Source organism: Blautia sp. St.27G3, from assembly GCF_059728505.1.
In genome coordinates, this window is record NZ_BAAGFO010000001.1 from 742,030 (window position 1) to 766,488 (window position 24,459).

Consider the following 24,459-nt stretch of genomic DNA (forward strand, 5'->3'; position numbering starts at 1 on the left):
CTCCTTTACTCGCAGTTGCCCACGGTACGCGGATATGGGAGCACGTCGCGGATATTTGACATTCCGGTCAGGTACATCACGCAGCGCTCAAAACCAAGCCCGAATCCTGCATGGTGCGTGGAACCGTATTTCCGCAGATCCATATAGTATTTGTAATCCTCCGCGTTCATACCCAGCTCTTCAATACGCGTCTGAAGCTTTTCCAGATCGTCCTCTCTCTGACTTCCGCCAATAATCTCTCCAATGCCCGGAACAAGACAGTCCATAGCTGCAACGGTCTTTCCGTCCTCGTTCAGCTTCATATAAAACGCTTTGATCTCCTTCGGATAATCGGTCACAAACAGCGGCTTTTTAAATACCTGCTCGGTCAGATAACGTTCGTGCTCGGTCTGGAGGTCACAGCCCCAGGATACCTTGTACTCAAATTTGTCATTGTTCTTCTCAAGAATCTCAACTGCTTCCGTGTAGGTCACATGGCCAAACTCAGAGTTGAGGACATGGTTCAGACGCTCAATTAGTCCCTTGTCCACAAACGAATTGAAGAAATTCATCTCCTCCGGCGCATGCTCCAGCACGTAACGAATCACATATTTAATCATGTCCTCCGCCAGAATCATATCATCTTTCAGATCTGCAAACGCAATCTCCGGCTCAATCATCCAGAACTCCGCCGCATGACGCGCCGTATTGGAATTCTCAGAACGGAACGTCGGACCAAAGGTATAAACGTTGCGGAAAGCCTGCGCAAATGCCTCAACGTCAAGCTGACCGCTGACTGTCAGCTTTGTTGCCTTTCCGAAAAAGTCCTGTGCAAAATCAACTTCCCCTTTATCATTCTTCGGAATATTGTTCAGGTCAAATGTCGTCACCTGGAACATCTCTCCTGCGCCTTCACAGTCGCTGGCTGTAATCAGCGGCGCATGCACGTAAACAAAGTCGCGTTCCTGGAAAAATTTGTGTATTGCATAGGCAATCAGGGACCGCACGCGGAACACGGCCTGGAAAGTATTCGTTCGCGGACGAAGATGCGGAACGGTCCGCAGATATTCCATCGAATGGCGCTTCTTCTGCATCGGATAATCCGGTGTGGATGCGCCTTCTACTTCCACACTTGTCGCCTGAATTTCAAACGGCTGCTTTGCACCCGGGGTCGCAACCAGGGTACCTTTTACAATAATCGCCGCGCCGACATTCAATTTGGAAATCTCTACAAAATTCGCAAGGCTGTCTGAATAAACAATCTGAAGCGTCTCAAAAAAGGTGCCGTCGTGCAGAACGATAAAACCGAACGTCTTAGAATCACGGATGCTGCGCACCCATCCTCCGACTGTAATTTCCTTATCTGTGTAAGTGCCGCTGTTGCGGTATAATTCTCTGACTGTGGTAAACTCCATAATATAAGCTCCTCTTCTATTTTTGTACAAAGCTGCCGCATACACCTGCCGCAACCCGGCCCTAAAAGCCCTCTTTCCGGACATTATACCTTTTTTCCTGCGTTCCTGCAAGGCATAAATGTACAGGCCATATGGCTTTTAAAATTCCTGAAATTATGATAGGATAACTGATAGATCATTCCCTGCGTTACGGAAAAATGATGCAGGCTTTTTAATTAAGAAACGGAGACTTGACCATGAACCTGAAAAAAAGTACAAAAAACTTACTTCTTGATTTTTTATTCGATCTCATTGGCAGTATCTGCTATGCAATCGGCATCTATACTTTTGCACGGGCCGCTGACTTTGCGCCCGGAGGTGTATCTGGTCTGGCTCTGATTATCAATTATTTATGGAAGTTTCCGATCGGTATCACATCCCTGATTCTGAATATTCCGCTTATCCTGATCAGTTATCGGGTTGTAGGAAAACAATTTCTTCGAAAATCCGCGCGAACCATGCTGCTTTGCACCTTTTTCCTGGATATTGTATTCCCGTACACTCCGTCTTATACTGGTTCTCCTTTTATGGCGGCTTTATATTCTGGCGTATTTCTCGGTATCGGGCTTGGCCTGTTTTACATGCGCGGCACTTCCTCCGGAGGCGCCGATTTTCTGATCATGACGATCAAGCGCCTGCATCCGCATCTCTCGCTCGGCGCTGTGACGATGGTTCTTGATCTGCTTGTAATCCTGCTCGGATGGCCCGTATTTCAACACGTGGACGCGGTACTGTATGGATTAATTACCACTTTTATCACCTCCCTCGCGATTGATAAAATCATGTATGGCACATCCGCCGGGGCACTGGCTGTCATCATTACGGACAACGGCCTGGAGATCGCTGAAAAAATCAGTGAAATTACGGACCGAGGCTCTACGGCAATCCGCGCCATGGGCACCTACACTCGTCAGGAACGCGACGTATTGTTGTGCGCCTGTTCCAAGGTACAGACCCATACAATCTTAAATGCCGTGCATGAAATTGACCCGAACGCATTTATCATGATGACGGAGACCCGTGAAGTATACGGAGAAGGTTTCATTGAAAAAAATGAATAAATTTTAAGATCCCTGCAACAGTTCAGGGATCTTTTTGCACTTAGTATATAAACACAGAGAAAGGAGATTCTCATGAATACAACGACTGAGCTGATCCGCCTGGCGCAAGGCGGGGATGCGCATGCATTTTCCAGGCTGTATGAAGCTGTCTACACAGATTTATATCGCTTTGCACTTTATACGCTGCGCCACGCACAGGATGCTGAAGATGCAGTAAGTGAAACGGTGCTGGATGCTTTCTCCGGAATACATATGCTTCGGGAGGCATCTGCTTTCAAATCCTGGATTTTCCGTATTTTAACCGCCAAGTGCAACCGGCGCATCCGCCAATACACCACTGCCCCTGCGCAGCTGGATGAGGATTTGGGCGATGAAAGTAAAAAAGAAGAGGCTATCTGCCAGCAGACGGATATTCAGCGTGCACTTGGCGTGCTTTCCAGAGAAGATCGGCTGATCATATCCATGAGTATTTTTGCCGGCTATTCCAGTCAGGAGATCGGCGAACAGCTTCAGATGAATCCCAATACTGTGCGTTCCAGGCAGAGCCGGGCGCTGAAAAAGATGGAGGAGCTGCTTGTCTGAATTTTTTTATTTTGAATATTGCGAGACTTTTTGGAAGGCGGACGAACCCTGAGCAACGATACAAAAACGGGGTTCCGAAGCAAACAAGTCACCCCTTATTTTGTATCGTTGCTCAGGGTTCTGGATTTGATAAAAGTTTTGTAATTAGCTATTGTAGGTATAATTTAGCAGGGAAAGGAGATTTCCATGAACGAAAAAGATATGTTACAGAAAATCAAAGAGGATGCGCAGCAGGTAACGCCGCCTTCCTCACTGGCTCCTGATGCCGTAGAACAAATGCTTCGGGAGCGCGCCAAACAGGAAAAATATCAGGGCGAGCAACCAGAACACGAATACCCAGAGCCGGTTTTGTTTGATAAAAAGAAGCGCCGTTATCGTGCGCTGACCCGTTATGGGAGCATTGCCGCAGTTTTCGTCTTTGCCATGGCCGCTATGTGGCAGTCACAGCGTATCTCAAAACGCAGCGAGCATGATGCTGCTCCGAAGGACACTGTCATTTTCCAGACAGAGGAAAACACTGTAAAAAAAGCTGGCCAGACTGGGCATGTACAGTCCGAAGATTCTACACAGACAGAGCGTACGCCGGATGTAGAGAAACCAAAAACACAGTTCAAAGAGTCTTTCACGTACGCTTCCGATCCGCAGGCCATTTATACTGCCCTCTATGAACAGTTTCGCCAGAATTCTATGGACGCTGACGGATACGGCAGCATATCTTCAAAAGGTACTAATCTAATACGCGGTGAAATAGTCGAAGATTCCGCACCGATGCAGATGGAGATGGAAATGGCCCGCTCAGCAACCATGGATACAGCTGACACTGGTGGGAGCGGCGAGGCAGGCGCCGACTTTTCCACTACAAATCTGCAGGAACTCAGCGTAGATGAGGGAGATATCGTCAAGACAGACGGACAGTACATTTATATTCTTCGCCGTGATCTGTCTCTGAGTATCCTCAAAGCCGACAAAAAAGAACCGCAGTTCATCAGCACTACGTACCTTGGCAGTCAGACAGAGGGTGCGATCCAGGAAATGTATCTCGATGCGGAAAAGGAAACGCTTTACATTATTTTAAGTGAGTATATTACTTCTCTTGAAAATAATGAAAATATTTATTATACAAGTGCAAACCGTCAGGCAAAACTTCTGACCTATGATATTGCTGACCGGAAAACTCCGGTTCTGACAGGTACTGTCACACAGGATGGTTTTTATGAAACATCCCGTAAAAATGGTCCGTATATTTACTTATTCACCAGCTATCATCCGGACATTCAGGATACGTATGAAAACAGTACGATTATGCCGCGTATCAACGGAACAGAAGCTGCAGCAGGTGATGTCTTCCTTCCGGAAAACCTCTCCGACAGCGCTTATCTTGTGATCTCCTCTGTCAATACGGCACAGCCGGATGCAATTGCTGACAGCAAGATCCTGGTATCCGGAGCTTCCAATTACTATGTAAGTGCAGAAAACATTTACATTACGAACACAAAATATGAATCCGGACAGCCGCATACGCAGATCACAAAATTCCATTATTCAGACGGACAGATCGTCGGCGTAGCTGCCGGTTCTGTAAAAGGATACCTGAACAATTCCTTCTCTCTGAATGAATATAATGGAAACCTGCGCGTTGTCTCCACGTACACCGGAGATGATGCCAACGCAGTCCGTGATCTTGCCAGCAGCATCACCGGCCAATACTACGAACAAAACTGGACAGAACACAATGCACTGTACGTCCTCGACGAACAGTTAAAGCAAATCGGCAAGATTGAAGGACTTGCTGACAACGAAACAATCCGTTCCGCCCGGTTTTTCGGAGATATCGGTTACTTTGTAACCTTCCGCCAGACAGATCCCCTGTTTTCTGTTGATCTGTCCGATCCGGCAAATCCACAGATACTCGGCGAGCTGAAGGTCAGCGGTTTTTCCTCCTACCTGCATTTTTACGGAGAAAATCACCTGCTTGGTATCGGCTACGAGGCAGATGAAGCCACGGGAATGATCACAGGTTTAAAGCTGTCCATGTTTGACATTTCCGATCCGAAACAGGTTACAGAGGTAAACCGTTTCACAATCCCAGGCATTACCTGGTGTCCGGCCATTGAGAACTACAAATCCATTCTCGTGCAGTCTGAAAAAAATCTGATCGGTTTCTACTGCGACAACCGCTACCTCCTGTTCTCCTACGATGAAGAAAAAGGCTTCGTCCAGGAAATGGTCTATGATTTTTATTCCGACATGCTGACAGGACAGGCAGAATATGATACCATGCGCGGTCTTTACATTGAAGATGCCTTCTATCTGGCAGGAAATACGTTCTTGATCTCCTTCGATATGGAGAAAGATTTTGAAAAGACAGGAGTATTGCAGTTCTAACAATAAAACAGAATAATGATACCAAAATTTCCCATCCATCCGGATGGGAAATTTTTATACAGCCTGTGCAATTATCTTATTTTAATTCTGTAAAAGCCCGCTCTCTTCCAGCCACTTTACAATATCCTTGTATACAGTCTTTTTATCCAGCTCATTTAACAGCTCATGCCGGTCTTCTGGATACAGTTTACATGCCACATGCTGCATCCCAATTTTGCGGAACTCCTTTTCCACACGGCGCACGCCTTTGCCAAAATTCCCAACCGGATCGCTCTCGCCTGCGATAAACAGAACCGGAAGCTCCTTCGGCATCCTCTCGAGATATTCCGGACGCGCAATTTTAGAAATGCCTTTCAGCATATTATAATAACCATTTACGGTAAATGCAAAGCCACAAAGCGGATCACGGATATACGCCTCCACCACAGCGTAATCCCGGCACAGCCAATCACAATCCGTACACGTATCCTTAAATTTTGCATTGAAGCTTCCAAAGGTCATCCACCAAAGCAGACGGCTCCGGTATTCCCAGCCGTGCAGAAACGCCTCGCTTTTTGCCACCAGCATCCCCAGCCGAGCTTCCGCATAGGAGTGATAACCTGTCCCGCAGATAATGGCTCCATCCAGCTCGCCGCCATGCTGACACAGATACTGTCTTGCAAGAAAGGAACCCATGCTGTGTCCCAGCAGAATATACGGAAGCTTTTTATAATCGCGCTTTGTCATCCGCACCAGTCTGTGAATATCACTGACGAGAATTTTATTTCCATTTTCCTTTGCAAAATATCCGAACTCTTTTTCAGAAGGCACAGACCCTCCATGCCCCAGATGGTCATGTCCGACTACCAGAATGCCAAACCCGGCCAGATACATCGCAAAATCTCGGTAACGCTCAATATGCTCTGACATTCCATGCGTGATCTGAAATACTGCTTTTACCTCACCTTCTGGAACCCATCGCATACCATGAATTTGCATGGTTCCTTCCGCAGAAGGAAAATAAAAATGTTCTTCTTTTATCATACAATCACTCCTTTCTGTTTTGAGCACTGCGTTTCTATTTTAATCGTTTTATCTTTTAATCTTTTTATCTGCCAGTCAGTAAGCGAACGGATCTATTCCCGAATCAATGCATCTGCAAGCTGCGCAAATTGCTCCAGCGTCAACGCCTCGCCTCTTATATTTTCCGGCAAGCCTGCTTTTTCCAATGCAGATAATAATTCCTCTTTTCCATACGGCAGCTCCGACGAATTTTTCAGTCCGTTCACGAGCGTCTTCCGACGCTGATTAAAGGAAGCGCGAATCAGGGCAAACAGCAATTTTTCATCTTTTACCTTCACCGGAGGCTCCTGATACCGAGTCAGGCGGATTACCGCACTGCCGACATTCGGACGCGGGATAAAACAGTTCGGCGGTACGTTGGCTGCAATATATGGTTCCGCATAATACTGAACGGCAAGGGAAAGTGCTCCATAATCCTTCGTTCCAGGGCCTGCCTGCATCCGCTGCGCCACCTCTTTTTGTACCATGACCGCAATACAATCCACCGGCACATGACTTTCCAGAAGCCCCATGATGATTGGCGTTGTAATATAATACGGAAGATTTGCCACCACTTTAATTGGCCTGCCTCCGTTTTTTTCACGCGCGATCGCTGCGATATCCGTCTTCAGTACATCCTGATTTAAAATTGTAACATTATCATATTCCGCCAGCGTCTCATGGAGGATGGGAATCAGATTTCGGTCGATCTCCACTGCTGTCACTTCGCGGGCCGCCTCTGCCAGATACTGCGTCATCGTTCCGATGCCCGGTCCGATTTCCAGCACAAAATCATCCTTTGTGATCTCCGCTGCCGCAATAATCTTGTCCAGCACATGTGCGTCAATCAGAAAATTCTGCCCGAATTTTTTCTGAAAATAAAAACTGTATTTTTGAATCACCTCAATGGTTTTCTGAGGATTTGAAAGCTTTTCCATTTTTTGCTCCATTCGTTATGTCGTCAGAAAGAACAGCTCTAAAAACCGCGCTCCTGTCTTTCTGGTATAAGCCTCATCACTTCGCTATTTCAGCTTTGCAGTCTCATGTCACGCTCTGCCTTCGGATAGACGCGCAGCGCATTTCTCCAGGTGGCCTCTTCCACCTCCTGCGGCGTAATCTTCTTTACCGCAGCAATCGCTTCAATCACATATTCGAGATAAAGCGAAGAGTTCCGCTTCCCGCGATGCGGCGTCGGCGCAAGGTACGGACAATCGGTCTCCAGCACAATGCGCTCCAAAGGAACAGCCTCCACAACCTCTTTGATGACTCTCGCATTTTTAAACGTCACAACACCGCCGATTCCAATATAATATCCCAGCTCCACATAAGCCGCCGCAACAAATGCCGACGAAGAAAAACAGTGGATGATGCCGCCCGTCGTCCCGGCATGGTACTGCTTCATAATCTGAAACGTATCCTCCGTAGCCTCTCTGCTGTGAATATTCACCGGAAGTCCGACATCGCGCGCCATTTGAAGCTGTCGGATAAACCATTCTTTCTGAAATTCATGCGTTTCCTTGTCCCAGTAATAATCCAAACCGATCTCGCCCACTGCCACCGTCTTCGGTTTCCGGCACAGATCATACATCCAAAGAAGCTTCTGCTCATCCAGCGCACCAACCTCGTCCGGATGCACGCCAACAGCAGCATAAACAAACGGATATTTCTCCGACAGATCCTGGCTCGCCTGAACGCCGCGCAGGGACGCGCCTACATTTACCACTGCACCGACTCTGTTTGCCGCAAGCTGCCCCAGTATGACATCCCGGTCTTCGTCAAAGGCCTGATCGTCATAGTGCGCATGCGTATCAAAAATCATTTCGCAACCTCCTCCAGCATTTCATCGATCAGCTTGCTCCAATTCTTTTTTGATTGCGCTCCCACACAGACCTCTCCAACCTGCTTTCCTTCTCTGTCCAGGAAAATCGTCGTCGGAACTGCCTGCACCTGATCAAGATAATTTACCTTAAGACTCTGAGACATAACCAAATGCGTGTAATCCGCTCCTGTCGTCTCGATAATTTTCTCAGCCGCCTCATTCCCCGGCTCTCTCACATCTGAAATAATACCAATCAGACGCACTCCTTTTTCAGCATATTCCTCCGCCAGCTCTCCAAGCTCCGGCATCTCATTAATACACGGACCGCAGAATGTCCCCCAAATATTCACCATATTCAAATCTGCCTGCGCAAATATATTCTGGTCAACCTTCTCCCCATCCAGCGTCTTAGTCTCAAAAACACCAAAAAGTCCATCCGACAAATCAGACACCTCTGTATCTTCCTGTGACACCGTTTCTGCTTCCGTTTGTCCCGCAGCACCCGTTTCACGTTCCGTCTCTGTATGCTTCTCAGAATTTATCTCCGTTTCTGTCTCCCCGTGCTTTTCAGCCCCTATCTCGGTATTTGTTTCAGAGGTCAGCTCTGTCTCTTTCTCTGTTTTCTTCTCCGTACGTGCCTCGCTCTGTGTCTCCTTCGATTCCTTTTGCGTATTTCCTGACGAGCACCCTCCAAGCAACACACACAAAGCTAATCCCAACACCATGAATCCTTTTTTATGCATAACTATAATCTCCTTTCGTTTTTCTCTACTCAAATACACAATTTACTTAATTTGAATTATGACCGATACTTACCGCCACGTCAACCATTTCTTTTCCTCCCCCCTATTGAAATCCTCTTATCCCCCCTCGTTCCCCTTACTTCTCTCAAATTATTAATACCCCAAAAAAACAACCGTTTCTGTAACTTTGTCACGGACGACCCCCCCGCTCTCCTGTATACTAAATAAAAATTCAAACTTGCGAAAGCAAAGTCAGCCCCTTTCGCAATTTATCATCATTATTTTTAAAAGGAGTCCACTCATGCCAAAACGAAACGCAATTGTCACCGTTCAGGAATGCGTTGCCTGCGGATGCTGCGTAAAAGTCTGTCCCAAAAACGCAATCTCAATCTACAAAGGTACATACGCCGAAATCAACAAAAGTCTGTGCGTCGGATGCGGAAAATGTGCAAAAGAATGTCCCGCAAGTGTTATCACAATGGAGGTGGTAAAGGAATGAAAGGAAAAAAGAAATGGTACGATTACCTCTGGGTTGTTTCACTCACTTATCTGATTCTTGGATTTTTCAATATCCTTTTTGCTTGGCTTGGATTGCTTTGTTTCTTTATCCCGCTGATTATCGCAGTCGCAAACGGCAGCAAAGCTTACTGTAACAAATATTGCGGCAGGGGTCAGCTTTTTTCCCTGATTGGCGGTAACTTCGGGCTTTCCCGTAAAAAGGATATCCCCAAATGGATGAAATCAAGCTATTTTCGCTATGGATTTTTAATCTTCTTTTTTGTAATGTTTTTTCTCATGCTTTGGAACACCTATCTGGTATTTGCCGGAACTAAAACGCTAGGCAAGGCAGTCACCCTGCTTTGGACGTTTAAACTTCCATGGCACTGGGCCTATCATGGAACGCTTTTCTCCGACGGTGTTGCACAGTTTGCATTCGGCTTTTACAGTGTAATGCTTACTTCCACTGTACTCGGATTTGTCACAATGGTTTTATTCAAACCACGTTCCTGGTGCGTGTACTGTCCAATGGGAACCATGACACAGCTTATATGCAAAGCAAAAAACAGGGGCGCATCCGATAAATAGCAATCCGATAAAACCAGGGGCAGATTTCTAACTATCAGAAATCTGCCCCTGAAATTCTGTAAGATCCTATGAAAACACTTCCGTATCTTCTCCTATAAAAAATCATGTAACTATCTGTCAGTCCCTGATATCTCCCGACTCCTGCGGGCCTTTCACTTTACGTCCGGCAATGATCAGCACCACCATAGTCAGCAAATACGGAAGCATCTGTAAAAACTGCTCCGGAATATCCAGTTCGATATTGATACGAAGCGCCTGTGAAAAGGCGAACAACAAACTGGCCAGGAACGAACCAAACGGATTCCAGCCGCCAAAAATCGTCGCCGCCAAAGCGATGTAACCGCGCCCTGCCACCATATCCTTGACAAACAGGTTGCTCTGTACAATGGACAGGAACGAACCGGCCAGCCCGCACAGCATGCCGCAGACAATCACAGATACGTAACGGTAACGCGTCACATTGACTCCGGCCGTTGCAGCCGCTTTTGAATTATCGCCGATCGTGCGCAACCGCAGGCCGACTTTTGTCCGATACATCACGTACCACGAAACCGCAACAATCACAAGCGTGATAAAAAAGTACGGAGACTGTTTCTCAAACAATTTGCCAAGCACCGGAATCTGACTGAGTCCAGGAACCGTCACGTTCGGTATGGCTGTAACCTCGCCGCTTAACCCCTCTTTGTTCCACACAACCTGACAGAGCACAATCGTGATACCCGATGCAAAAATATTAATTCCGACTCCGCTGACTGCCTGATTAGTTCGGTAGCGGATACACAGAAGCGCATGAATCAGTCCAAACAGGCCGCCCACAAGAATTGCCACAAGCATACCAATCCAGGGAGAGCCGGATATATGGGTGCCAAACACTGCACCAAATGCACCAGAGAGCATCATACCCTCAATTCCCAGATTAATGATTCCGCTCCGCTCACAGATTACGCTTCCGATTGAGGCAAGCGTCAAAGGAATCGCCAGACGGAGCGTTGAAAGCACCATATGCATGGAAAACAAATGCTGTAAATTATTCACCTTTTCGCTCCCCCTTTCGCCGTCTTAAAAAACTTACCAGATTCGGAGTCGCCACAAACAGAATCACAAGGCCCTGCATTACCTTAATCATGCTGGTAGACACACCCGCCACATAACTCATCTTCATCGCACCCGATTCCATGATACCAAAGAGCAGCGCACTTAAAAGAACGCCCGCCGGATTGTTGCGCCCCAGAACAGCAACCGCAATTCCGGTAAAACCATAGCCCGGAGAAAATCCATCCACAAATTTTCCGGTTTTACCGAGCACCTCTGTCACGCCCGTCAAGGCTGCCAGAGCGCCGCTTACCGCCATGGTCAGCACAATCGTGGACGACATCGCGATGCCGGATGCCTGAGCTGCCAGACGATTTTCACCGACCGCGCGGATGTTAAAGCCCGTCCGCGTTTTCAGAAAAAAGAAATGCAGCAAAACTGCAATCACAAGCGCAAGCAGCAGCGCTGTTGTCAACTGCGTTTTCGGAACAAGCTTTGTCAGCATATAGGTGTCATCCATTGCTACCGTCTGCGCGACACTTGCCTCCGGATCTTTCAACGGACCGTGTACGAAATAGCTCGTCAGATAACGCATAATGTAGTTCAGCATAATCGCGACAAGCACCTCGTTGATCTGCAGCTTTGCTTTCAGAAACCCGTTCAGTCCGCCGACCAGCATTCCAGCTGCCATTCCTGCAACAAATGCAGCCGGAATCACAAGGATGCGCGGCGCCCCCTGAAGAAAGATTGCCGCAACAGCCGCAGCAAGCGCTCCGCTGTAGAGCTGCCCTTCACAACCGATATTAAAAATACCGCCCTTGTTTGAAAAAGCGCAGGCCATTCCGACAAAAATCAGCGGAACGGTTTTGGCAAGCGTATTCGCAATCGCATTCCGGCTGCCGAAAGCGCCTTTAAAAAGTGCAGAATATGCCTCTGCCAGATTGTTGCCGGAAGCTGCCATGATAATGGACGTGATCACAAGCGACAAAAGGATGGCAATGACCGAAAGCCAGATATTCTGAAGCCCCGAAGTCCATCTGCCAGAGCCCGCTTTTTTCTCTCTGCTCATTTATGCCTCCTCCTTCTGCCCTGCCATCAAAAGGCCGATCGACTGTGTTGTGAATGCTTCGTTCTTCCTCATATCCATGAGTTCTCCTTTGTAAAGAACCGCAATTCTGTCACTGAGCTGAAAAATGTCCGTCAGCTCCGCTGAAATCAACAGAATTGCCTTCCCCTGCTGACGCAGCTTCAAAAGAATCTCCCGAATATACTGAATTGCCCCGATATCGAGGCCGCGAATCGGCTGGCATGCCAGCACAAAGCCGGCATCTTTCGATGCTTCACGGCTCAGAACCATTTTCTGCTGGTTGCCGCCTGAAAGTGAACCGATGCTCTGCTTTTCATCCACTGCGCGGACATCGTAGGCCTTCATCAGTTCCTCCGCCCGCTCCTCCAGAACGTGATAATCAATCATGCCGTGCGGTACATAACGTTCGTTAAACTGGTTGCCCAGCAGGTAATTATCCAGAATCGAAAATCCTGGAAGGATTGCACGCTGATACCGGTCGGAAGGGATATAGCTGATTCCCTTTTCCACACGTTTTCTCGTAGGCCAGCTGCTGATATCCTCACCGTACAGCGAAATTTTCCCTTCTTTGCATTTTAAAAGTCCAAGCAGCATTTCCTCGAGCTGCTTCTGTCCATTCCCCTCAACGCCTGCAATACCGACAATCTCACCGGCCCGCACATCAAGGGAAACGGTATTCTGGGCGTTCGGAAGCAACCGCACGTTCTGAAGGGACAATACGACCTCTCCAGGCTCGTTCGCTGCGCGCTCCAGTTCAAAGCTGACCTCATGACCTACCATCATACCTGCCAGTTCATTTACGGTCACGTCCGCTGTCTGTACGGTATGTACGGATTTCCCTGCCCGAAGAACTGTCACGTGATCTGATACCGCCTTTGTTTCGTTCAGTTTATGTGTAATAAAAATAATCGTCTTACCCTGCTTTTTCATATCGCGGAAAATAGCAAGTAACTGATCCACCTCCTGGGGCGTCAGCACGGCTGTCGGCTCATCCAGAATAATGGTTTCCGCCCCGCGGTACAACGTCTTCAAAATCTCCACACGCTGCTTCATACCCACGGAAAGTTCCGACACCTTCTCTTCCACGTTTAAATCAAAATTATAGCTGTCCGCAATTGCCTGCACCTGACGGATGCTTTCTTTTCTGTCAATGGAAAATCTTCCCGGCTCGTTTCCGATGATCACATTTTCCCAGATCGACAGAGCGTCTACCAGCATAAAATGCTGATGAACCATTCCAAGCCCGCACAGAAACGCGTTCCTTGCAGAGTGCTTCGTCACTGATTTACCGTCAATGATGAGTTCGCCTTCATCCGCATGATACAGGCCAAACAGTATATTCATCAGCGTCGTTTTTCCGGCTCCGTTTTCACCCAGCAGACAGTGAATTTCTCCCTTTTCCACACAGAAGTCGATGTGGTCGTTTGCTGTAAAGCTGCCAAACCGCTTCGTGATTCCTCTCATTTCAACCGCATACACGCGCTCTACCTCCCGGATTGTATTTCTGATTTCATAATAACAAGAAGGAGATGCCTTCCATAACAATACTTGGACATCTCCTTTACAATCTGACCGGTCATTCTTGTCTAAAAACGCCATCCCCCCAATGATGCATCGTTTTCTTTTCTCTATGTCCGGCCCGGACAAATTACAGAGTAGCCGGAACCTCAATCGTACCGTCGATGATCTGTGCCTTCAGTTCTTCAAGCTGTGCAACGATCTCATCGGAAACCTTGATGTTGCTGCCTTCGAGTGTATAGCCGATGCCTTCGTCAGACAGACCGAGCACCTTCTCAGTACCAACTGCAAGATTGCCGTTTAATGTGCTCTCTACGATATCAAATGCTGCTGTGTCCACACGCTTCAGCATGCTGGCAACGATATGATCCGGATCAATGATATTCTGATTGGAGTTTACGCCGATTGCGATAAAATCGTTCTCTTCTGCTGCTGCAAATACGCCGAGTCCTGAACCGCCTGCTGCATGGTAAACAATATCACAGCCCTTGGAAAACTGGCTTGCTGCGATTTCTTTTGCAGTTGTCGTATCGCCGAACGGATTGTCTCCGCCTACAAACTGAATCTGAACTTCTGCTGCGTCATCAAAATATTTGATACCTGCCTGATATCCTGCTGCAAACTTATTGATGGTATCATTTTCCATAGCGCCTACGAAACCGTAGTTGTGGTTTTCCTCCAGGCCGTAAGCTGCCGCATCCTGCTTCATCAGAGCTGCAAGTGCGCCTACCAGGAAAGAGCCCTCATGCTCTTTACAGCTGTAGCTAACTACATTGTCCATCTCCAGCGTTGCATCGATCAGTGCATACTGCTGATCCGGATAATCCGGAGCTACTTTTGACAGGGCATCCAGCTGGTCAAATGCGATGCAAAGGATCGTATCATACTCTCCGGAATCGCTCATGTCACGCATAATTACTTCAAAATCAGTTACTTCCTTCGGCTCAGCATAGTCAAATTCCACGCCAAGCTCTTCCTTCGCCTGTTCCAGACCTGCGTATACAAGGTCATTGTAGGACTGGTCGCCGAGACCGCCGATACCAAAAATAGCTGCTACCTTTGCATCTGCCGCTTCTGCTGTCTGTGCCTGTCCAAATGCTGTAACTGTGAGTGACAGTGCTGCTGCCGTTACCGCCAGCCGTAATGTTCCGTTCCGTTTCATTTTTTTCTTTTCCTCGCTTTCTTTTGTGTTGTTATGATAATCTATTTTATCATCCGGGTTTCAGTTAAACACGGCAAAAAGTTCGTTCAATGCCTTTCTCTCATCCACCTGCATGCAATGCTCGACAAAACGTCCTTCTATCGGCTGCTCGCGCAGATCTGTGACAAACATTCCCCGGCAGTAGGTACCGCCCGTCTCAACGCGTGTAATGCGTTTCTGTGTCAGAACAACGCTCGGATCTACCGCTACGATCATCGCCAGAGGATCATGCAGCGGACAGCACTCACGCATCCAGTTCTGCATCCTTGCACCTTTCATATAATGCTGCAACTCCTGCATCATAAAATCAAGCACCGGCCTGCACTCCTCACGACAATAGCCGCGGGCCATTTTCACATCCTCCATGTGCATAACCGTCTTTAATGTAACATCAAGCCCTACCATCGTCACCTGCCATGGAGCCATCAAGACAAGATCTGCCGCTTCCGGATCTCCGCCGATATTCGCCTCAACCATAGGCGCCACATTGCCCGGCCCGTTTACGGTTCCTCCCATTGATACCACACGTTTTATTTTTGCAGGAAAATCCGGATATTTCTGAAGGGTATGCGCGATATTTGTCATCCTGCCAAGCGTGACCAAAACAGCTTCTCCATCCGCCTCACACGCCTTTTCATACAGGAAATCACATACGTCCATATCCACCGGTTTCTGGGAAGATTCCGGAAGTTCGATTTCTCCAAGTCCGTTTTTCCCATGAATAAAGTCCGGAAAATCCTCACACGTCCCCACCATCGGCTTTTCTGCTCCGACACATACCGGAACCTGCCCTTCTTTTCCTGCAAGCTTCAATACCCTCATTGTATTATCCGCCGCCTGTGCCGCAGTCACATTCCCGATGCTTGTCGAAATCCCCATGACCTCTACATCCTTACGATGCAGTGCAAATAACAAAGCAATCGAATCATCAACACCGGTATCACAGTCAATCAACAGTTTTATCATATTCTCACCTCTCGCATTTTCTTTGCATGTCTATACAATATTCTGATCCTGGCTGCTTTTGTCTGTCTTCGCGCACTAGATCACCACCACCTCAGAAAATCCATATGACTTTGCAATCTCTTTGCAGCGCTCCAATTCCTCCGCGGACGGACTGCGAAGTGTCTCTTTGTATGGAACACGTACGCCAAATGGCCGATATGCAATTATTTTATAACGTATCTTCTGTTCCTTCAAGTACGGTTCCAGCATTTGTCCAACTTTTTCCACTGTCTCTTCACCAGACAGAAACTCAGGAACAACAACGGTCCTGATCTCCTCCAGCTTTCCGCAGCCTGCCAGATAAACAGCGTTTTTCAGCACCATTTCCCGGCTCTGTCCAGTCAGCTTTTTATGTTCCTCCTCATCAAAAGCCTTGATATCAAGCATCACACCGTCACAGACTGCCAGAAGTTCCTCATCCTTTGAATAATCATAAGAACCATTGCTATCCATTAAGGTGGAAAGCCCCTCTGCCTTTGCAAGCCGGAACAACTCTACCACAAAATCCCTCTGCATTGAGCACTCTCCGCCGGAAACCGTAAGTCCCCGGATGAACGGAAGATCTTTTCTGATTTCCTCCATGATCTCCCCTGCTGTGTAATCCTTCGTGCGAGGCGAAGCCAGATGCGCACATTCGTGAATGCATCGGTCGCATTCACAGCAAAGTTCCTGCTGCCATCTCACCTTTCCGTTTTGAAGCGTCAGCGCTCCGGCAGGACAAACCTCCACACAGTGACCGCACGATGTGCACATTGCAATCGTCTCCGGATTGTGGCAGTAGGCACAATGGAAATTACACCCCTGAAAAAATACGGCAGCCCGGTTCCCCGGTCCATCTACCACACTGTGATGAAGAATTTTATTGACCGCAGCTCGCAAAACCTTCGGTCGTTCTGCCATTTCCGTCCGCTGCATACCTTTGTCTGTGTTTAACGTCAAAGGTTTCGTACCTTCCTTTCGTAAATACGGGCGTTCTTTACTTCCCCGTAGCCCCACATAGCGTTGGCCTGCTGCACACGGATTCCCTTGTCCAGCTTTTCGATATCTGATTTTTTCACAAGATATCCTGTGATCCGAATTACGTCACAGTCATCAGAGTACGTAGAAAAATACCGCATCCCCTTTGAAAAAGCACCCTTGATGAGGTCAACCACTGCTGCCGGATTGCGTTTTGCCGTTTCATCAAACGGAAAGATGTCACCGACACCGGAATTGAAATACGGCTGCATCTTCGCACAGTGCTCCAAATGCTCATACAGTGGCAGCTCGTCCCCGATCCGGATTCTCACTCCCGGACTGATATCATAATCCACATCAATTCCAACCTGCGCATGTATGGTAAAATGATGATCCGTACAGTCACAGTATTTGCTTTCAAAGTTCATGACACACTGTGTCATTTTTTCCATAATCTCCTGTGCCAGACGGTCTGCCTTCTCGCTGTACCCATAGCGGTCACCGCAGCCCTCTTTTTCCATGAGCGTATTGACACACTCATTCATTCCCACAACGCCAAACATTCCGGTAAAATTCTCAAGCTTCAAAAAACCCTCTTCTACAAGGAAGTTTGATGTAAAGAAATGGGTCCGTTCCACAAGGAATCGGATTTTCTGTTCTATGTATTCACACAGCACACGCACCGTATGCGGCAGAAGATCGTTCAGAAAATGCTCACTGTCTTTTGCACGCACGGCAAGGCGGCTCAGCACAATACGCGATAAAGTAAGCGAACCTCCCCCGATCGGAAGTGCATTGTAACAGCTTGCAATCCCGTATGGTGTACGGTAAATCTTCTGATACGCCTTGTGATTGGCAAAGCTTGGTTTCGCACATGCAAGCGCGCACGTGACGCATTTCGCGGCAAAATCGTCCGGTGTGATATCCGGATCATACAGAAGTGTGATCGACGGAATGGCATTTTTCAGTTCTGTCTGAATCTCCACGATCATTTCTCCGGCCTTTGTCGCTTCCGGCCCGAGATTCATATGGCAGTACGAATCTGGAATGGTACGATCCAGAAAAATCAGAAAACTTTTCAGTATCTCATACGCATACGGATCATCCATAAACGGCTCCAACATTTTATCTACTGAACCGAGATACACCGGATAATGCGTAACAGACGGAATATGCCGGTAAAACATTTCGAGCGTCTGTGTGGCCTCAAACAGTGTCTTCGGCGGATCAAGCCGAAGGAATCGGCACCCCTCCCGCATCAGCTTTTCATAATCCGGCAACGTATAACGGGGACAGTACGTCGCATTCCCCTCTGTCATCGTGCAGACACAACCGGCCTCCAAAAGTTCCCGAAATGCACTGCTCGTCTCAAAAAATTCCACATAATTAAACGGCACTGCCGACAGGTTCATGGCTGCCTGTTCATTCGTAAGCGCCGTATTGGTAATAATACTCTCAACATCCTTTTTCATATCTGTAATATTCAGCATATTCGGATGCTCCTTTCCTGATGTTCTGCAGTATGCCATACAGATATCCTGTTTCATTTTGCAGTCCTTTTTTATGAAAAATCAATCTCTTATTGATTTATACTCTGATAGATGGTAACATGATTTTGCAGTCAAAAAAATGACAAATGGCAGTTTTTCAGAAAGGATTTTCCATGACATCAAATTTCTCCAAAATATTAAAGCGAATCGTCTCTGATTCTTATGAAAATTATAAATATGATCCGGAATTTGACAGCCTTCTTCAAAAAGAGCACCTGCACTTTGAACACTTTCCGGCCGGTACTATGCTGATACAATGTCAGAATCCGATTTACTGTATTTGTATTCTTGTGGATGGACTCTGCTGTACAGAAAAATACAACATTCAGGGCCGGCTTCTGATCTCAGAAAACATCAGCCCGGTCGAATTTTTCGGGCTTTTCGAGGCAGTCCATCCGCTTCCCCTGTACCAGCATGAAGTCTCTGTCCGCTGTATCACCTCCTGTACCTGCCTGAAAATCCCGGTAAATCACTATCTGAAGGAACTGAATACCAGCATAGATGCGCTCCAGATTTCCCTACAAATACTTTCAAAATTTGTTTACCGGATTTTGCTTCAAAACGACGGTCTAATTTTAAATAATGCAAGATGCAATATTCTTTTAAAACTGCTTGAATGTTCTGATGGAAAGGCTTTTCCATATCTTCTTCCTATGAAAAAAGAGGAACTGGCGCAAACGCTCAATATCAGTCTGCGCACACTTTACCGGAAGCTCGACGCAATGTACGAGGAAGGACTGATTTCCACCAGGAAAGGAAAAATCCTGATCACACAGGAACAGTACGGTAAAATCACTGCTGCGCTGCAAAAAGAATTACAAAATGGAACAGCGGACGATTCCTGACATCGTCCGCTGATTTGTCTCGATATTTGCCACATTTATTTACGTAATACTGTAAGTGAAACCGCCTCTGGCATGATCTTTTTTGCTACATTTCGGAAGTCCTTTCGTACTCCAGGACATTCTCATCACATTCCGCCATGTATCGGTTCCGACAAGGAAAAATCCGCTCTGCGGGTCAATGATATACCATTTCCCTCCGATTTTTACCTGATTCCACTGATGGCTCGGATTGGAAGCTTTCGAATCTGCGTGCACATACCGACAGTCAATGCCAATTGCATCACAGAGCGCCTTCATACCTCTCGCAAAGCCGGAACACTGTGCTTCCCCGTAAACCAAGGCTCCCCAGGCTGTATTGGCTCCATTGTACTGCCAGCCGCGGCGCGCATATCCACAGTTCGCCCGGATGAAGCAAAACGCAGCCCATACTTTTTCATAATCACTCATGCCTTTGCGGATATAATTATCTTTGAATCCCTGCACAACTCTGCGCACTTCCGTAAGCTTTCCGGTCGAAAGTGACGGGCCGTATACACTGCCTTTTTTGTAGCTGCCCTTTACGGTCAGTTTTTTCAGAGAAGCTTTGCTGGTCGGACTGTAACTGCTGTAATACGTCTTTCCGCCTGTTTTGCAGTAAGCCCTCACCCGGTACTCATAGGTTTTTCCGGATTTCAGTTTCTTGTTTGTCCATGTAACCGTGCTGCCTTTTTTAATCGTCGCAACCTTGGTCCATTTTTTTCCGTTTTTCCGGTAAACGAGATAACCAGTCGCTTTATCTACACGCGTCCACGCCACCTTAACAGAAGTGTTCGATGCGCCGTAGCATTTTACAATCTCCGGTGTTCCAATCGCTGTCTTACCGGATACCATATTAGAGCTGACCTCTTCGTCACTGTAGGATGACCGGAATACAAGCTGGTAATAATAAGTCTTTCCCAGCTTTGCCTGTCTGTCCTGAAAGACTACAGAACCGTTAAAAGACGGGCTTTGCTCAAAAGAATACACCTCTACCGCTCGCTTTTGTCCGCTCCTGTGCCATCCGTTGCCTTCATTGCTCCACGATGCGCCATACGCTGCAAAGCTGTCCAGCAAAGTATACTTGCCTCCGCTCGCAGGATTCTTCGTAGCCCGGTAGAGTTCATACGTCCCGTTCTCCGTACAGGAAATTTCTGCCGGCACCAAAAGCACCGTCGTTCCTGCGCTCTGGCATTTTCCCAGGGTGATCGTATTTGCGGCCCTTGAGACCAGCATATTCTGCGAAAGCCCGATACTGCCTGCCAAGCAAAAAATAATGACAAATAACCACTTTTTCCATTGTAAATACTGCTTCATCTCTCTCCCTCTTTCTGCTTTTGCGAAATACTTCCGCCTGTTTTCTATTCTTTGAATTATAAACCTATTTTTTCACAAAAGCAAGAGAACGGGAGCTCGAAACCCATGAATTGTCAATTTTCCAACATTCCGGCGATCTGCGCCTTTGTTTTGTAACCAATGGATGTCTGTACCACCTTACCGCCCTTCAGAACAACAACAGTCGGAATGCTTGCAACCCGGAATGCAGCTGCCAGTTCAGGCTCCTCATCCACGTTTACCTTGCCTACCTTTACGCGTCCATCATATTCCTCGGCAATCTCCTCCACTACAGGCGCCAGCATCCGACACGGACCGCACCAGGTAGCCCAGAAATCAATTAATACCGGGATATCTGATTTGATTACTTCCGCCTCAAAGTTATTTTTTGTGATTTTCAGTTCAGCCATTTTTATGTCCTCCTCTGTCTTTTCTTCTATAAAAAATATACCTATTAAAAAAATATTTATCGGCTTACATGGTAAAGCATACAGTGGCAATATCCCTCAAAATCAGGGTCTTTCATCTGTGCCTTAAACTCTTCGCACATACATTTATACTCCTCTTTTCGCTCCATCCGGCACGGACAGTACCCGCCCGTCTCCTTCAGCCCTTCTTTTACCACCCGGACAATCTCCGCATCGGGATTTAATGTAATTTTCATCTATCTCCACCTCCCAGATTAAATTTCTTTTGCTGTTTTATGTGCTTATTTTAACAGAAGAGGAAAACACGCACCGTAACCAGGTCTCATTTTACCTATTTTTTTCTCGAAACATTGTCTAAGACCTCTGTTTTCTATATCTCCCTTAACTTTTCAGTATCCCGTAAAATGATCACACCCCGTCCGACCTCAACCAAACCATCCGCAATAAACCGCTTGAGCGTCCTCGCCACAACTTCCCTGGCAGAATTGATCTGCAATGCGATCTGCTCCTGGGTCATATGGATTTTCATGTTTCCCGTTCGGTCATATTCCTGGAGCAAAAAACCGGCAAGACGCTGGTCCATCCTGGCAAATAAAATCTGCTGCATGGTCCACATAACAGAAGAAAACCGCTCCGCCATCTGTTCATACATAAAACATTTCACATAAATATTCTGTTCTGACAGACGCCCGAACGCACCGGAATTGACAACCAGCAAATCGCAGTCCTCCTCCACGGTCATCTGTGTATCAAACGTGATCTGACTGATCACACACGATGCAGAAAGCACGCAGGAATCTCCTTTCTCAAGACGAAACAGCGTAATCTCACGGCCTTCTTCCGAAAGAAGGCTGACCCGTATCTTTCCCTTCAATACACAGGCCATTCCAAGACAGACGCCACCGCTGCCATAAAGAAGACTGTCTTTTTCATAATGACGAACAGACGCATTGCGCGTCGTATACTCTTTTTCCATTTCACTCAGTCGCTCCCAAAACGGGAGATTCAAAAAAACGTCCGATGCCATCTGTCATCCCTATCCTTTCACATCTGTAAGTTAAAATTATTTTTCATGCACAAGTTTTCCGGTCATGTGATCCATGGCGACTGCAATAACCTGCACGCGGCCTGCTGATCTGGCCACCTCTTCTTCTGCCTCACACGCAGTCGGATAATATTTCAAAGCCAGCTCTCTGACTTTCCCAAACGCAACGGAACTGTCGCTCACAAGCTCTGCCCTGCCCATCACAACCACGCTTATTACATCATACGCCCAGTCTCCGTCTTTTTGAACACCTTCATTCCATACCGTAAAGGATACTTTTTCACAGCGCCTGATCGCGTCTATTTTATGGCCCTCTCTGGCACAATGGAAATAGATCTTCCCCTCATCCTCCTGTTAAAATTCCTTTTGATGCTCCTCTGTCCCTATCATATCCCTGCTTTATATATCTGCCCCGCTAAATCAGTTTCCAATTTTTCAGTTTTCAGTATAGCATAAGTGGAAACAAAACGTGTGTAAAATTATATGTTGACGGTAAAATTTTATCTCGTATCAACGTTTTCGCAATATAAAACGCCTGGCAGAAGGCACGCGCCTCCCTGTCAGACGTTTTATCATTCCTATTCTGTTTTATTTTTCCTTTACCGGAATCCAAACCTCTGCATAATACTCAGGATCTTGTGTCCCGCCCTTGAAATCTGCCGGGTTGCTGTAATATTCAATATTGTACCCTTCTGCAATTTCATATCGGTTTGCCGGCAGCCATTCCGCAAAGATTCTGCGGTTCACCTCCTGCAGCGGCAGCGGCATAGCCCCGCGACACGGAAAAATCGCCCACTTATGTGCCGGAATTTCATACACTTCCAGCTCCTTCCCGGCCGCCTCTGCCTCGTTCCAGTCGTCCGCAATCATGTAGCGGAACTGATTTCCGCTCATCTCTTCATCAAAGCAAATCCCATACGTGCCCATGACCGGTTTCTCTTCTGCACACACATATACTTCATTCCAGTATTTCGGGATATCGGAATTAGCTGCCTCATAAGAAAACATTCTGGATATGCCCATCACTTTTAATGCAGGTTTGTTTTCAATTCTGTACTCCATCACTGTACCTCCGTCTAATGAAAGATTGATATGCAGCGGCGCAAATGATTTCACCGACGCACCGCCACGCCGCACATCAGTCGGTGTGCTTCCATGGAACCGGGTAAACGCTTTCGTAAAGCTGTCCGGGGAATCGTAACCATATTTAAGAGCCACGTCAATCACTTTGCTGTCCGACGCGAGCAATTCACTGCCAGCCAGTGAAAGCCGTCTCATCCGAATATATTCACCGATCGTATACCCGCACAGCATGGCAAAGCCTTTTTGGAAGTAAAATGCGGATATATTTACTTCCCCGGCAATCCTGCCTACGGTCAGTTCCTCCGTGATATGATCCTCCATATAAACAAGCGCTCTTTCTATCGTTCCTGCCCAATCCACAGCACTTCCTCCCTTCTGCTGTTTCAGTATATCCTGCTTTCCATAAGACTGCCCGACCATTCCTGCTCATTTTTGTCCGTACAGAATACTTCCCTGACATTCTTTCTCGCTCATATCAGCAGCGATATTCTATAATCTCTTCCAGCTTCTTTCTTGGACGCGGCCCCGGCGCTTCATTTGCATAGCCCAGTGCAACCGCTCCTAACAGCTGCCCTTTTTCGTTTAGAATCTCCATCAATTCCGGGTACGCAAAACATGTATTGGCAATCCACAGCGTTCCAATCCCCAAATGTTCTGCCTCCAAAAGCATGTTTTGAATCGCAGCCCCAGCAGAAAGAGAATCCACGATTTCCTTCATACGCTCATCATTGGTAAGCGGCTCAAACGGCGAACTCCCTCCCGGATTCATTACCACCACAACAACCGGCGCTTCCCGCATAATCCGCAGCGTATTTTTTGCATCCGACAAACCGTAAACAGACTCTGGAAGCAACGCCTCTCCTTCTGTCTCGCGAAAAATGCCCTTTTCCATCCCCGCAAGGAGCTCTGCTTTTGCCTCTTTCTCATAAATCAAAAATTTCCATGGCTGCCTGTTCTTCCCGGACGGCGCCAGAGCAGCTGCCTGTATCATCTGTCTGATGATTGCTTCCGGTATTTCATCCTGCTTATATTTACGTATACTTCTGCGAGTAGCGATTTCCTTTATCATCGTGATATCTGCCTCCTTTTTATTCTTTGCGTCCAGAATAATCTGTTCCAATTCGAATACTTCGTTTAGTTTATCAAACTATAGCAAAAATTGATAGCTATTATTTTCAAACTCAGAAACCTCATTGTCCTGCATCAGA

25 protein-coding genes are annotated in these 24,459 nt (G+C 47.1%); 6 read left to right on the forward strand and 19 right to left on the reverse strand.

Annotation, left to right across the window (positions count from 1 at the left end; all coding sequences use genetic code 11):
- Positions 1 to 5: 5 nt before the first annotated feature.
- The gene (gene asnS, locus AC6I2O_RS03435) at positions 6 to 1,394 is read right to left on the reverse strand and encodes an asparagine--tRNA ligase (protein ID WP_120392767.1); all 1,389 of its coding nucleotides are present in this window, start codon (positions 1,392 to 1,394) and stop codon (positions 6 to 8) included.
- Between the two features lie 236 nt (positions 1,395 to 1,630).
- Between asnS and AC6I2O_RS03440 the strand changes: the two genes are divergently transcribed.
- The 3 genes from AC6I2O_RS03440 (at position 1,631) to AC6I2O_RS03450 (ending at position 5,461) form a co-directional block, all read left to right on the forward strand.
- Complete coding sequence (locus AC6I2O_RS03440; RefSeq protein WP_120392684.1) at positions 1,631 to 2,494, forward strand: YitT family protein; 864 nt, start codon at positions 1,631 to 1,633, stop codon at positions 2,492 to 2,494.
- Positions 2,495 to 2,566: 72 nt separating this feature from the next.
- Complete coding sequence (locus tag AC6I2O_RS03445) at positions 2,567 to 3,076, forward strand: RNA polymerase sigma factor (RefSeq protein ID WP_120392683.1); 510 nt, start codon at positions 2,567 to 2,569, stop codon at positions 3,074 to 3,076.
- A gap of 186 nt (positions 3,077 to 3,262) precedes the next feature.
- Entirely contained in the window at positions 3,263 to 5,461 is a 2,199-nt protein-coding gene (locus tag AC6I2O_RS03450) for a beta-propeller domain-containing protein (protein WP_497741806.1), read from the forward strand.
- A gap of 81 nt (positions 5,462 to 5,542) precedes the next feature.
- Here AC6I2O_RS03450 and AC6I2O_RS03455 read toward each other — a convergent pair whose 3' ends face one another.
- The 4 genes from AC6I2O_RS03455 to AC6I2O_RS03470 all read right to left on the reverse strand — a co-directional run bounded on the left by AC6I2O_RS03455 (position 5,543) and on the right by AC6I2O_RS03470 (position 9,064).
- Positions 5,543 to 6,484, reverse strand: coding sequence for an alpha/beta fold hydrolase (locus tag AC6I2O_RS03455; RefSeq protein WP_497741807.1), 942 nt, complete (start codon positions 6,482 to 6,484; stop codon positions 5,543 to 5,545).
- Between the two features lie 92 nt (positions 6,485 to 6,576).
- Positions 6,577 to 7,440 carry a 16S rRNA (adenine(1518)-N(6)/adenine(1519)-N(6))-dimethyltransferase RsmA gene (gene rsmA, locus AC6I2O_RS03460; protein ID WP_497741809.1) on the reverse strand — a complete coding sequence of 288 codons (864 nt, stop codon included), beginning with the start codon at positions 7,438 to 7,440 and terminating at the stop codon, positions 6,577 to 6,579.
- Between the two features lie 89 nt (positions 7,441 to 7,529).
- Positions 7,530 to 8,321: a TatD family hydrolase gene (locus AC6I2O_RS03465; RefSeq protein ID WP_497741810.1), complete on the reverse strand. Its 792-nt coding sequence runs from the start codon at positions 8,319 to 8,321 to the stop codon at positions 7,530 to 7,532.
- Positions 8,318 to 9,064, reverse strand: coding sequence for a TlpA family protein disulfide reductase (locus AC6I2O_RS03470; protein WP_497741811.1), 747 nt, complete (start codon positions 9,062 to 9,064; stop codon positions 8,318 to 8,320). Before AC6I2O_RS03470 ends, AC6I2O_RS03465 begins: the two co-directional genes overlap by 4 nt.
- Positions 9,065 to 9,365: 301 nt before the next feature.
- On the opposite strand from AC6I2O_RS03470, the gene AC6I2O_RS03475 reads away from it, so the two are divergent.
- Positions 9,366 to 9,563 (forward strand): 4Fe-4S binding protein, encoded by a 198-nt coding sequence (locus AC6I2O_RS03475; RefSeq protein WP_497741812.1) that lies wholly within the window; start codon positions 9,366 to 9,368, stop codon positions 9,561 to 9,563.
- A complete protein-coding gene (locus AC6I2O_RS03480) occupies positions 9,560 to 10,150 on the forward strand; it encodes a 4Fe-4S binding protein (RefSeq protein ID WP_497741813.1) in 591 nt (196 codons plus the stop codon). The genes AC6I2O_RS03475 and AC6I2O_RS03480 overlap by 4 nt, the downstream gene beginning before the upstream one ends.
- Positions 10,151 to 10,267: 117 nt before the next feature.
- Here AC6I2O_RS03480 and AC6I2O_RS03485 read toward each other — a convergent pair whose 3' ends face one another.
- The 7 genes from AC6I2O_RS03485 to AC6I2O_RS03515 form a co-directional block, all read right to left on the reverse strand.
- Positions 10,268 to 11,185 (reverse strand): ABC transporter permease, encoded by a 918-nt coding sequence (locus AC6I2O_RS03485; RefSeq protein ID WP_497741814.1) that lies wholly within the window; start codon positions 11,183 to 11,185, stop codon positions 10,268 to 10,270.
- Positions 11,178 to 12,251, reverse strand: coding sequence for an ABC transporter permease (locus tag AC6I2O_RS03490; RefSeq protein WP_120392677.1), 1,074 nt, complete (start codon positions 12,249 to 12,251; stop codon positions 11,178 to 11,180). Before AC6I2O_RS03490 ends, AC6I2O_RS03485 begins: the two co-directional genes overlap by 8 nt.
- Positions 12,252 to 13,814 (reverse strand): ABC transporter ATP-binding protein, encoded by a 1,563-nt coding sequence (locus AC6I2O_RS03495; RefSeq protein WP_497741815.1) that lies wholly within the window; start codon positions 13,812 to 13,814, stop codon positions 12,252 to 12,254.
- Between the two features lie 103 nt (positions 13,815 to 13,917).
- Positions 13,918 to 14,949 carry a BMP family lipoprotein gene (locus AC6I2O_RS03500; RefSeq protein WP_120392676.1) on the reverse strand — a complete coding sequence of 344 codons (1,032 nt, stop codon included), beginning with the start codon at positions 14,947 to 14,949 and terminating at the stop codon, positions 13,918 to 13,920.
- Between the two features lie 60 nt (positions 14,950 to 15,009).
- Complete coding sequence (locus AC6I2O_RS03505; RefSeq protein ID WP_120392675.1) at positions 15,010 to 15,954, reverse strand: nucleoside hydrolase; 945 nt, start codon at positions 15,952 to 15,954, stop codon at positions 15,010 to 15,012.
- 75 nt (positions 15,955 to 16,029) lie between these two features.
- Positions 16,030 to 16,932 carry a YjjW family glycine radical enzyme activase gene (locus tag AC6I2O_RS03510; protein ID WP_497741817.1) on the reverse strand — a complete coding sequence of 301 codons (903 nt, stop codon included), beginning with the start codon at positions 16,930 to 16,932 and terminating at the stop codon, positions 16,030 to 16,032.
- A complete protein-coding gene (locus AC6I2O_RS03515; RefSeq protein WP_497741818.1) occupies positions 16,929 to 18,479 on the reverse strand; it encodes a YjjI family glycine radical enzyme in 1,551 nt (516 codons plus the stop codon). Before AC6I2O_RS03515 ends, AC6I2O_RS03510 begins: the two co-directional genes overlap by 4 nt.
- A gap of 134 nt (positions 18,480 to 18,613) precedes the next feature.
- On the opposite strand from AC6I2O_RS03515, the gene AC6I2O_RS03520 reads away from it, so the two are divergent.
- Positions 18,614 to 19,345, forward strand: a complete 732-nt coding sequence (locus AC6I2O_RS03520; RefSeq protein WP_120392674.1) for a Crp/Fnr family transcriptional regulator — start codon at positions 18,614 to 18,616, stop codon at positions 19,343 to 19,345.
- A gap of 39 nt (positions 19,346 to 19,384) precedes the next feature.
- On the opposite strand, the gene AC6I2O_RS03525 is transcribed toward AC6I2O_RS03520, so the two are convergent.
- The 7 genes from AC6I2O_RS03525 to AC6I2O_RS03555 all read right to left on the reverse strand — a co-directional run bounded on the left by AC6I2O_RS03525 (position 19,385) and on the right by AC6I2O_RS03555 (position 24,371).
- A complete protein-coding gene (locus AC6I2O_RS03525; RefSeq protein WP_120392673.1) occupies positions 19,385 to 20,677 on the reverse strand; it encodes a transglutaminase domain-containing protein in 1,293 nt (430 codons plus the stop codon).
- A 113-nt stretch (positions 20,678 to 20,790) separates the two neighbouring features.
- The gene (trxA, locus tag AC6I2O_RS03530) at positions 20,791 to 21,105 is read right to left on the reverse strand and encodes a thioredoxin (RefSeq protein WP_120392672.1); all 315 of its coding nucleotides are present in this window, start codon (positions 21,103 to 21,105) and stop codon (positions 20,791 to 20,793) included.
- 56 nt (positions 21,106 to 21,161) lie between these two features.
- Complete coding sequence (locus tag AC6I2O_RS03535; protein ID WP_120392671.1) at positions 21,162 to 21,359, reverse strand: ferredoxin-thioredoxin reductase catalytic domain-containing protein; 198 nt, start codon at positions 21,357 to 21,359, stop codon at positions 21,162 to 21,164.
- Between the two features lie 134 nt (positions 21,360 to 21,493).
- Positions 21,494 to 22,150 (reverse strand): Crp/Fnr family transcriptional regulator, encoded by a 657-nt coding sequence (locus AC6I2O_RS03540; protein WP_497741821.1) that lies wholly within the window; start codon positions 22,148 to 22,150, stop codon positions 21,494 to 21,496.
- 36 nt (positions 22,151 to 22,186) lie between these two features.
- Complete coding sequence (locus AC6I2O_RS03545) at positions 22,187 to 22,504, reverse strand: pyridoxamine 5'-phosphate oxidase family protein (RefSeq protein WP_497742488.1); 318 nt, start codon at positions 22,502 to 22,504, stop codon at positions 22,187 to 22,189.
- 252 nt (positions 22,505 to 22,756) lie between these two features.
- Positions 22,757 to 23,611 carry an AraC family transcriptional regulator gene (locus AC6I2O_RS03550; RefSeq protein ID WP_497741822.1) on the reverse strand — a complete coding sequence of 285 codons (855 nt, stop codon included), beginning with the start codon at positions 23,609 to 23,611 and terminating at the stop codon, positions 22,757 to 22,759.
- 115 nt (positions 23,612 to 23,726) lie between these two features.
- Positions 23,727 to 24,371 carry a nitroreductase family protein gene (locus tag AC6I2O_RS03555; RefSeq protein ID WP_497741823.1) on the reverse strand — a complete coding sequence of 215 codons (645 nt, stop codon included), beginning with the start codon at positions 24,369 to 24,371 and terminating at the stop codon, positions 23,727 to 23,729.
- Between the last annotated feature and the right edge of the window lie 88 nt (positions 24,372 to 24,459).

What these genes read in the sequence shown, in the direction of transcription:
- asnS (WP_120392767.1), bottom strand. Translation starts at nt 1,394, where the DNA reads ATGGAGTTTACCACAGTCAGAGAATTATACCGCAACAGCGGCACTTAC.
- AC6I2O_RS03440 (WP_120392684.1), top strand. Translation starts at nt 1,631, where the DNA reads ATGAACCTGAAAAAAAGTACAAAAAACTTACTTCTTGATTTTTTATTC.
- AC6I2O_RS03445 (WP_120392683.1), top strand. Translation starts at nt 2,567, where the DNA reads ATGAATACAACGACTGAGCTGATCCGCCTGGCGCAAGGCGGGGATGCG.
- AC6I2O_RS03450 (WP_497741806.1), top strand. Translation starts at nt 3,263, where the DNA reads ATGAACGAAAAAGATATGTTACAGAAAATCAAAGAGGATGCGCAGCAG.
- AC6I2O_RS03455 (WP_497741807.1), bottom strand. Translation starts at nt 6,484, where the DNA reads ATGATAAAAGAAGAACATTTTTATTTTCCTTCTGCGGAAGGAACCATG.
- rsmA (WP_497741809.1), bottom strand. Translation starts at nt 7,440, where the DNA reads ATGGAAAAGCTTTCAAATCCTCAGAAAACCATTGAGGTGATTCAAAAA.
- AC6I2O_RS03465 (WP_497741810.1), bottom strand. Translation starts at nt 8,321, where the DNA reads ATGATTTTTGATACGCATGCGCACTATGACGATCAGGCCTTTGACGAA.
- AC6I2O_RS03470 (WP_497741811.1), bottom strand. Translation starts at nt 9,064, where the DNA reads ATGCATAAAAAAGGATTCATGGTGTTGGGATTAGCTTTGTGTGTGTTG.
- AC6I2O_RS03475 (WP_497741812.1), top strand. Translation starts at nt 9,366, where the DNA reads ATGCCAAAACGAAACGCAATTGTCACCGTTCAGGAATGCGTTGCCTGC.
- AC6I2O_RS03480 (WP_497741813.1), top strand. Translation starts at nt 9,560, where the DNA reads ATGAAAGGAAAAAAGAAATGGTACGATTACCTCTGGGTTGTTTCACTC.
- AC6I2O_RS03490 (WP_120392677.1), bottom strand. Translation starts at nt 12,251, where the DNA reads ATGAGCAGAGAGAAAAAAGCGGGCTCTGGCAGATGGACTTCGGGGCTT.
- AC6I2O_RS03500 (WP_120392676.1), bottom strand. Translation starts at nt 14,949, where the DNA reads ATGAAACGGAACGGAACATTACGGCTGGCGGTAACGGCAGCAGCACTG.
- AC6I2O_RS03505 (WP_120392675.1), bottom strand. Translation starts at nt 15,954, where the DNA reads ATGATAAAACTGTTGATTGACTGTGATACCGGTGTTGATGATTCGATT.
- AC6I2O_RS03515 (WP_497741818.1), bottom strand. Translation starts at nt 18,479, where the DNA reads ATGGCATACTGCAGAACATCAGGAAAGGAGCATCCGAATATGCTGAAT.
- AC6I2O_RS03520 (WP_120392674.1), top strand. Translation starts at nt 18,614, where the DNA reads ATGACATCAAATTTCTCCAAAATATTAAAGCGAATCGTCTCTGATTCT.
- AC6I2O_RS03525 (WP_120392673.1), bottom strand. Translation starts at nt 20,677, where the DNA reads ATGAAGCAGTATTTACAATGGAAAAAGTGGTTATTTGTCATTATTTTT.
- trxA (WP_120392672.1), bottom strand. Translation starts at nt 21,105, where the DNA reads ATGGCTGAACTGAAAATCACAAAAAATAACTTTGAGGCGGAAGTAATC.
- AC6I2O_RS03535 (WP_120392671.1), bottom strand. Translation starts at nt 21,359, where the DNA reads ATGAAAATTACATTAAATCCCGATGCGGAGATTGTCCGGGTGGTAAAA.
- AC6I2O_RS03540 (WP_497741821.1), bottom strand. Translation starts at nt 22,150, where the DNA reads ATGGCATCGGACGTTTTTTTGAATCTCCCGTTTTGGGAGCGACTGAGT.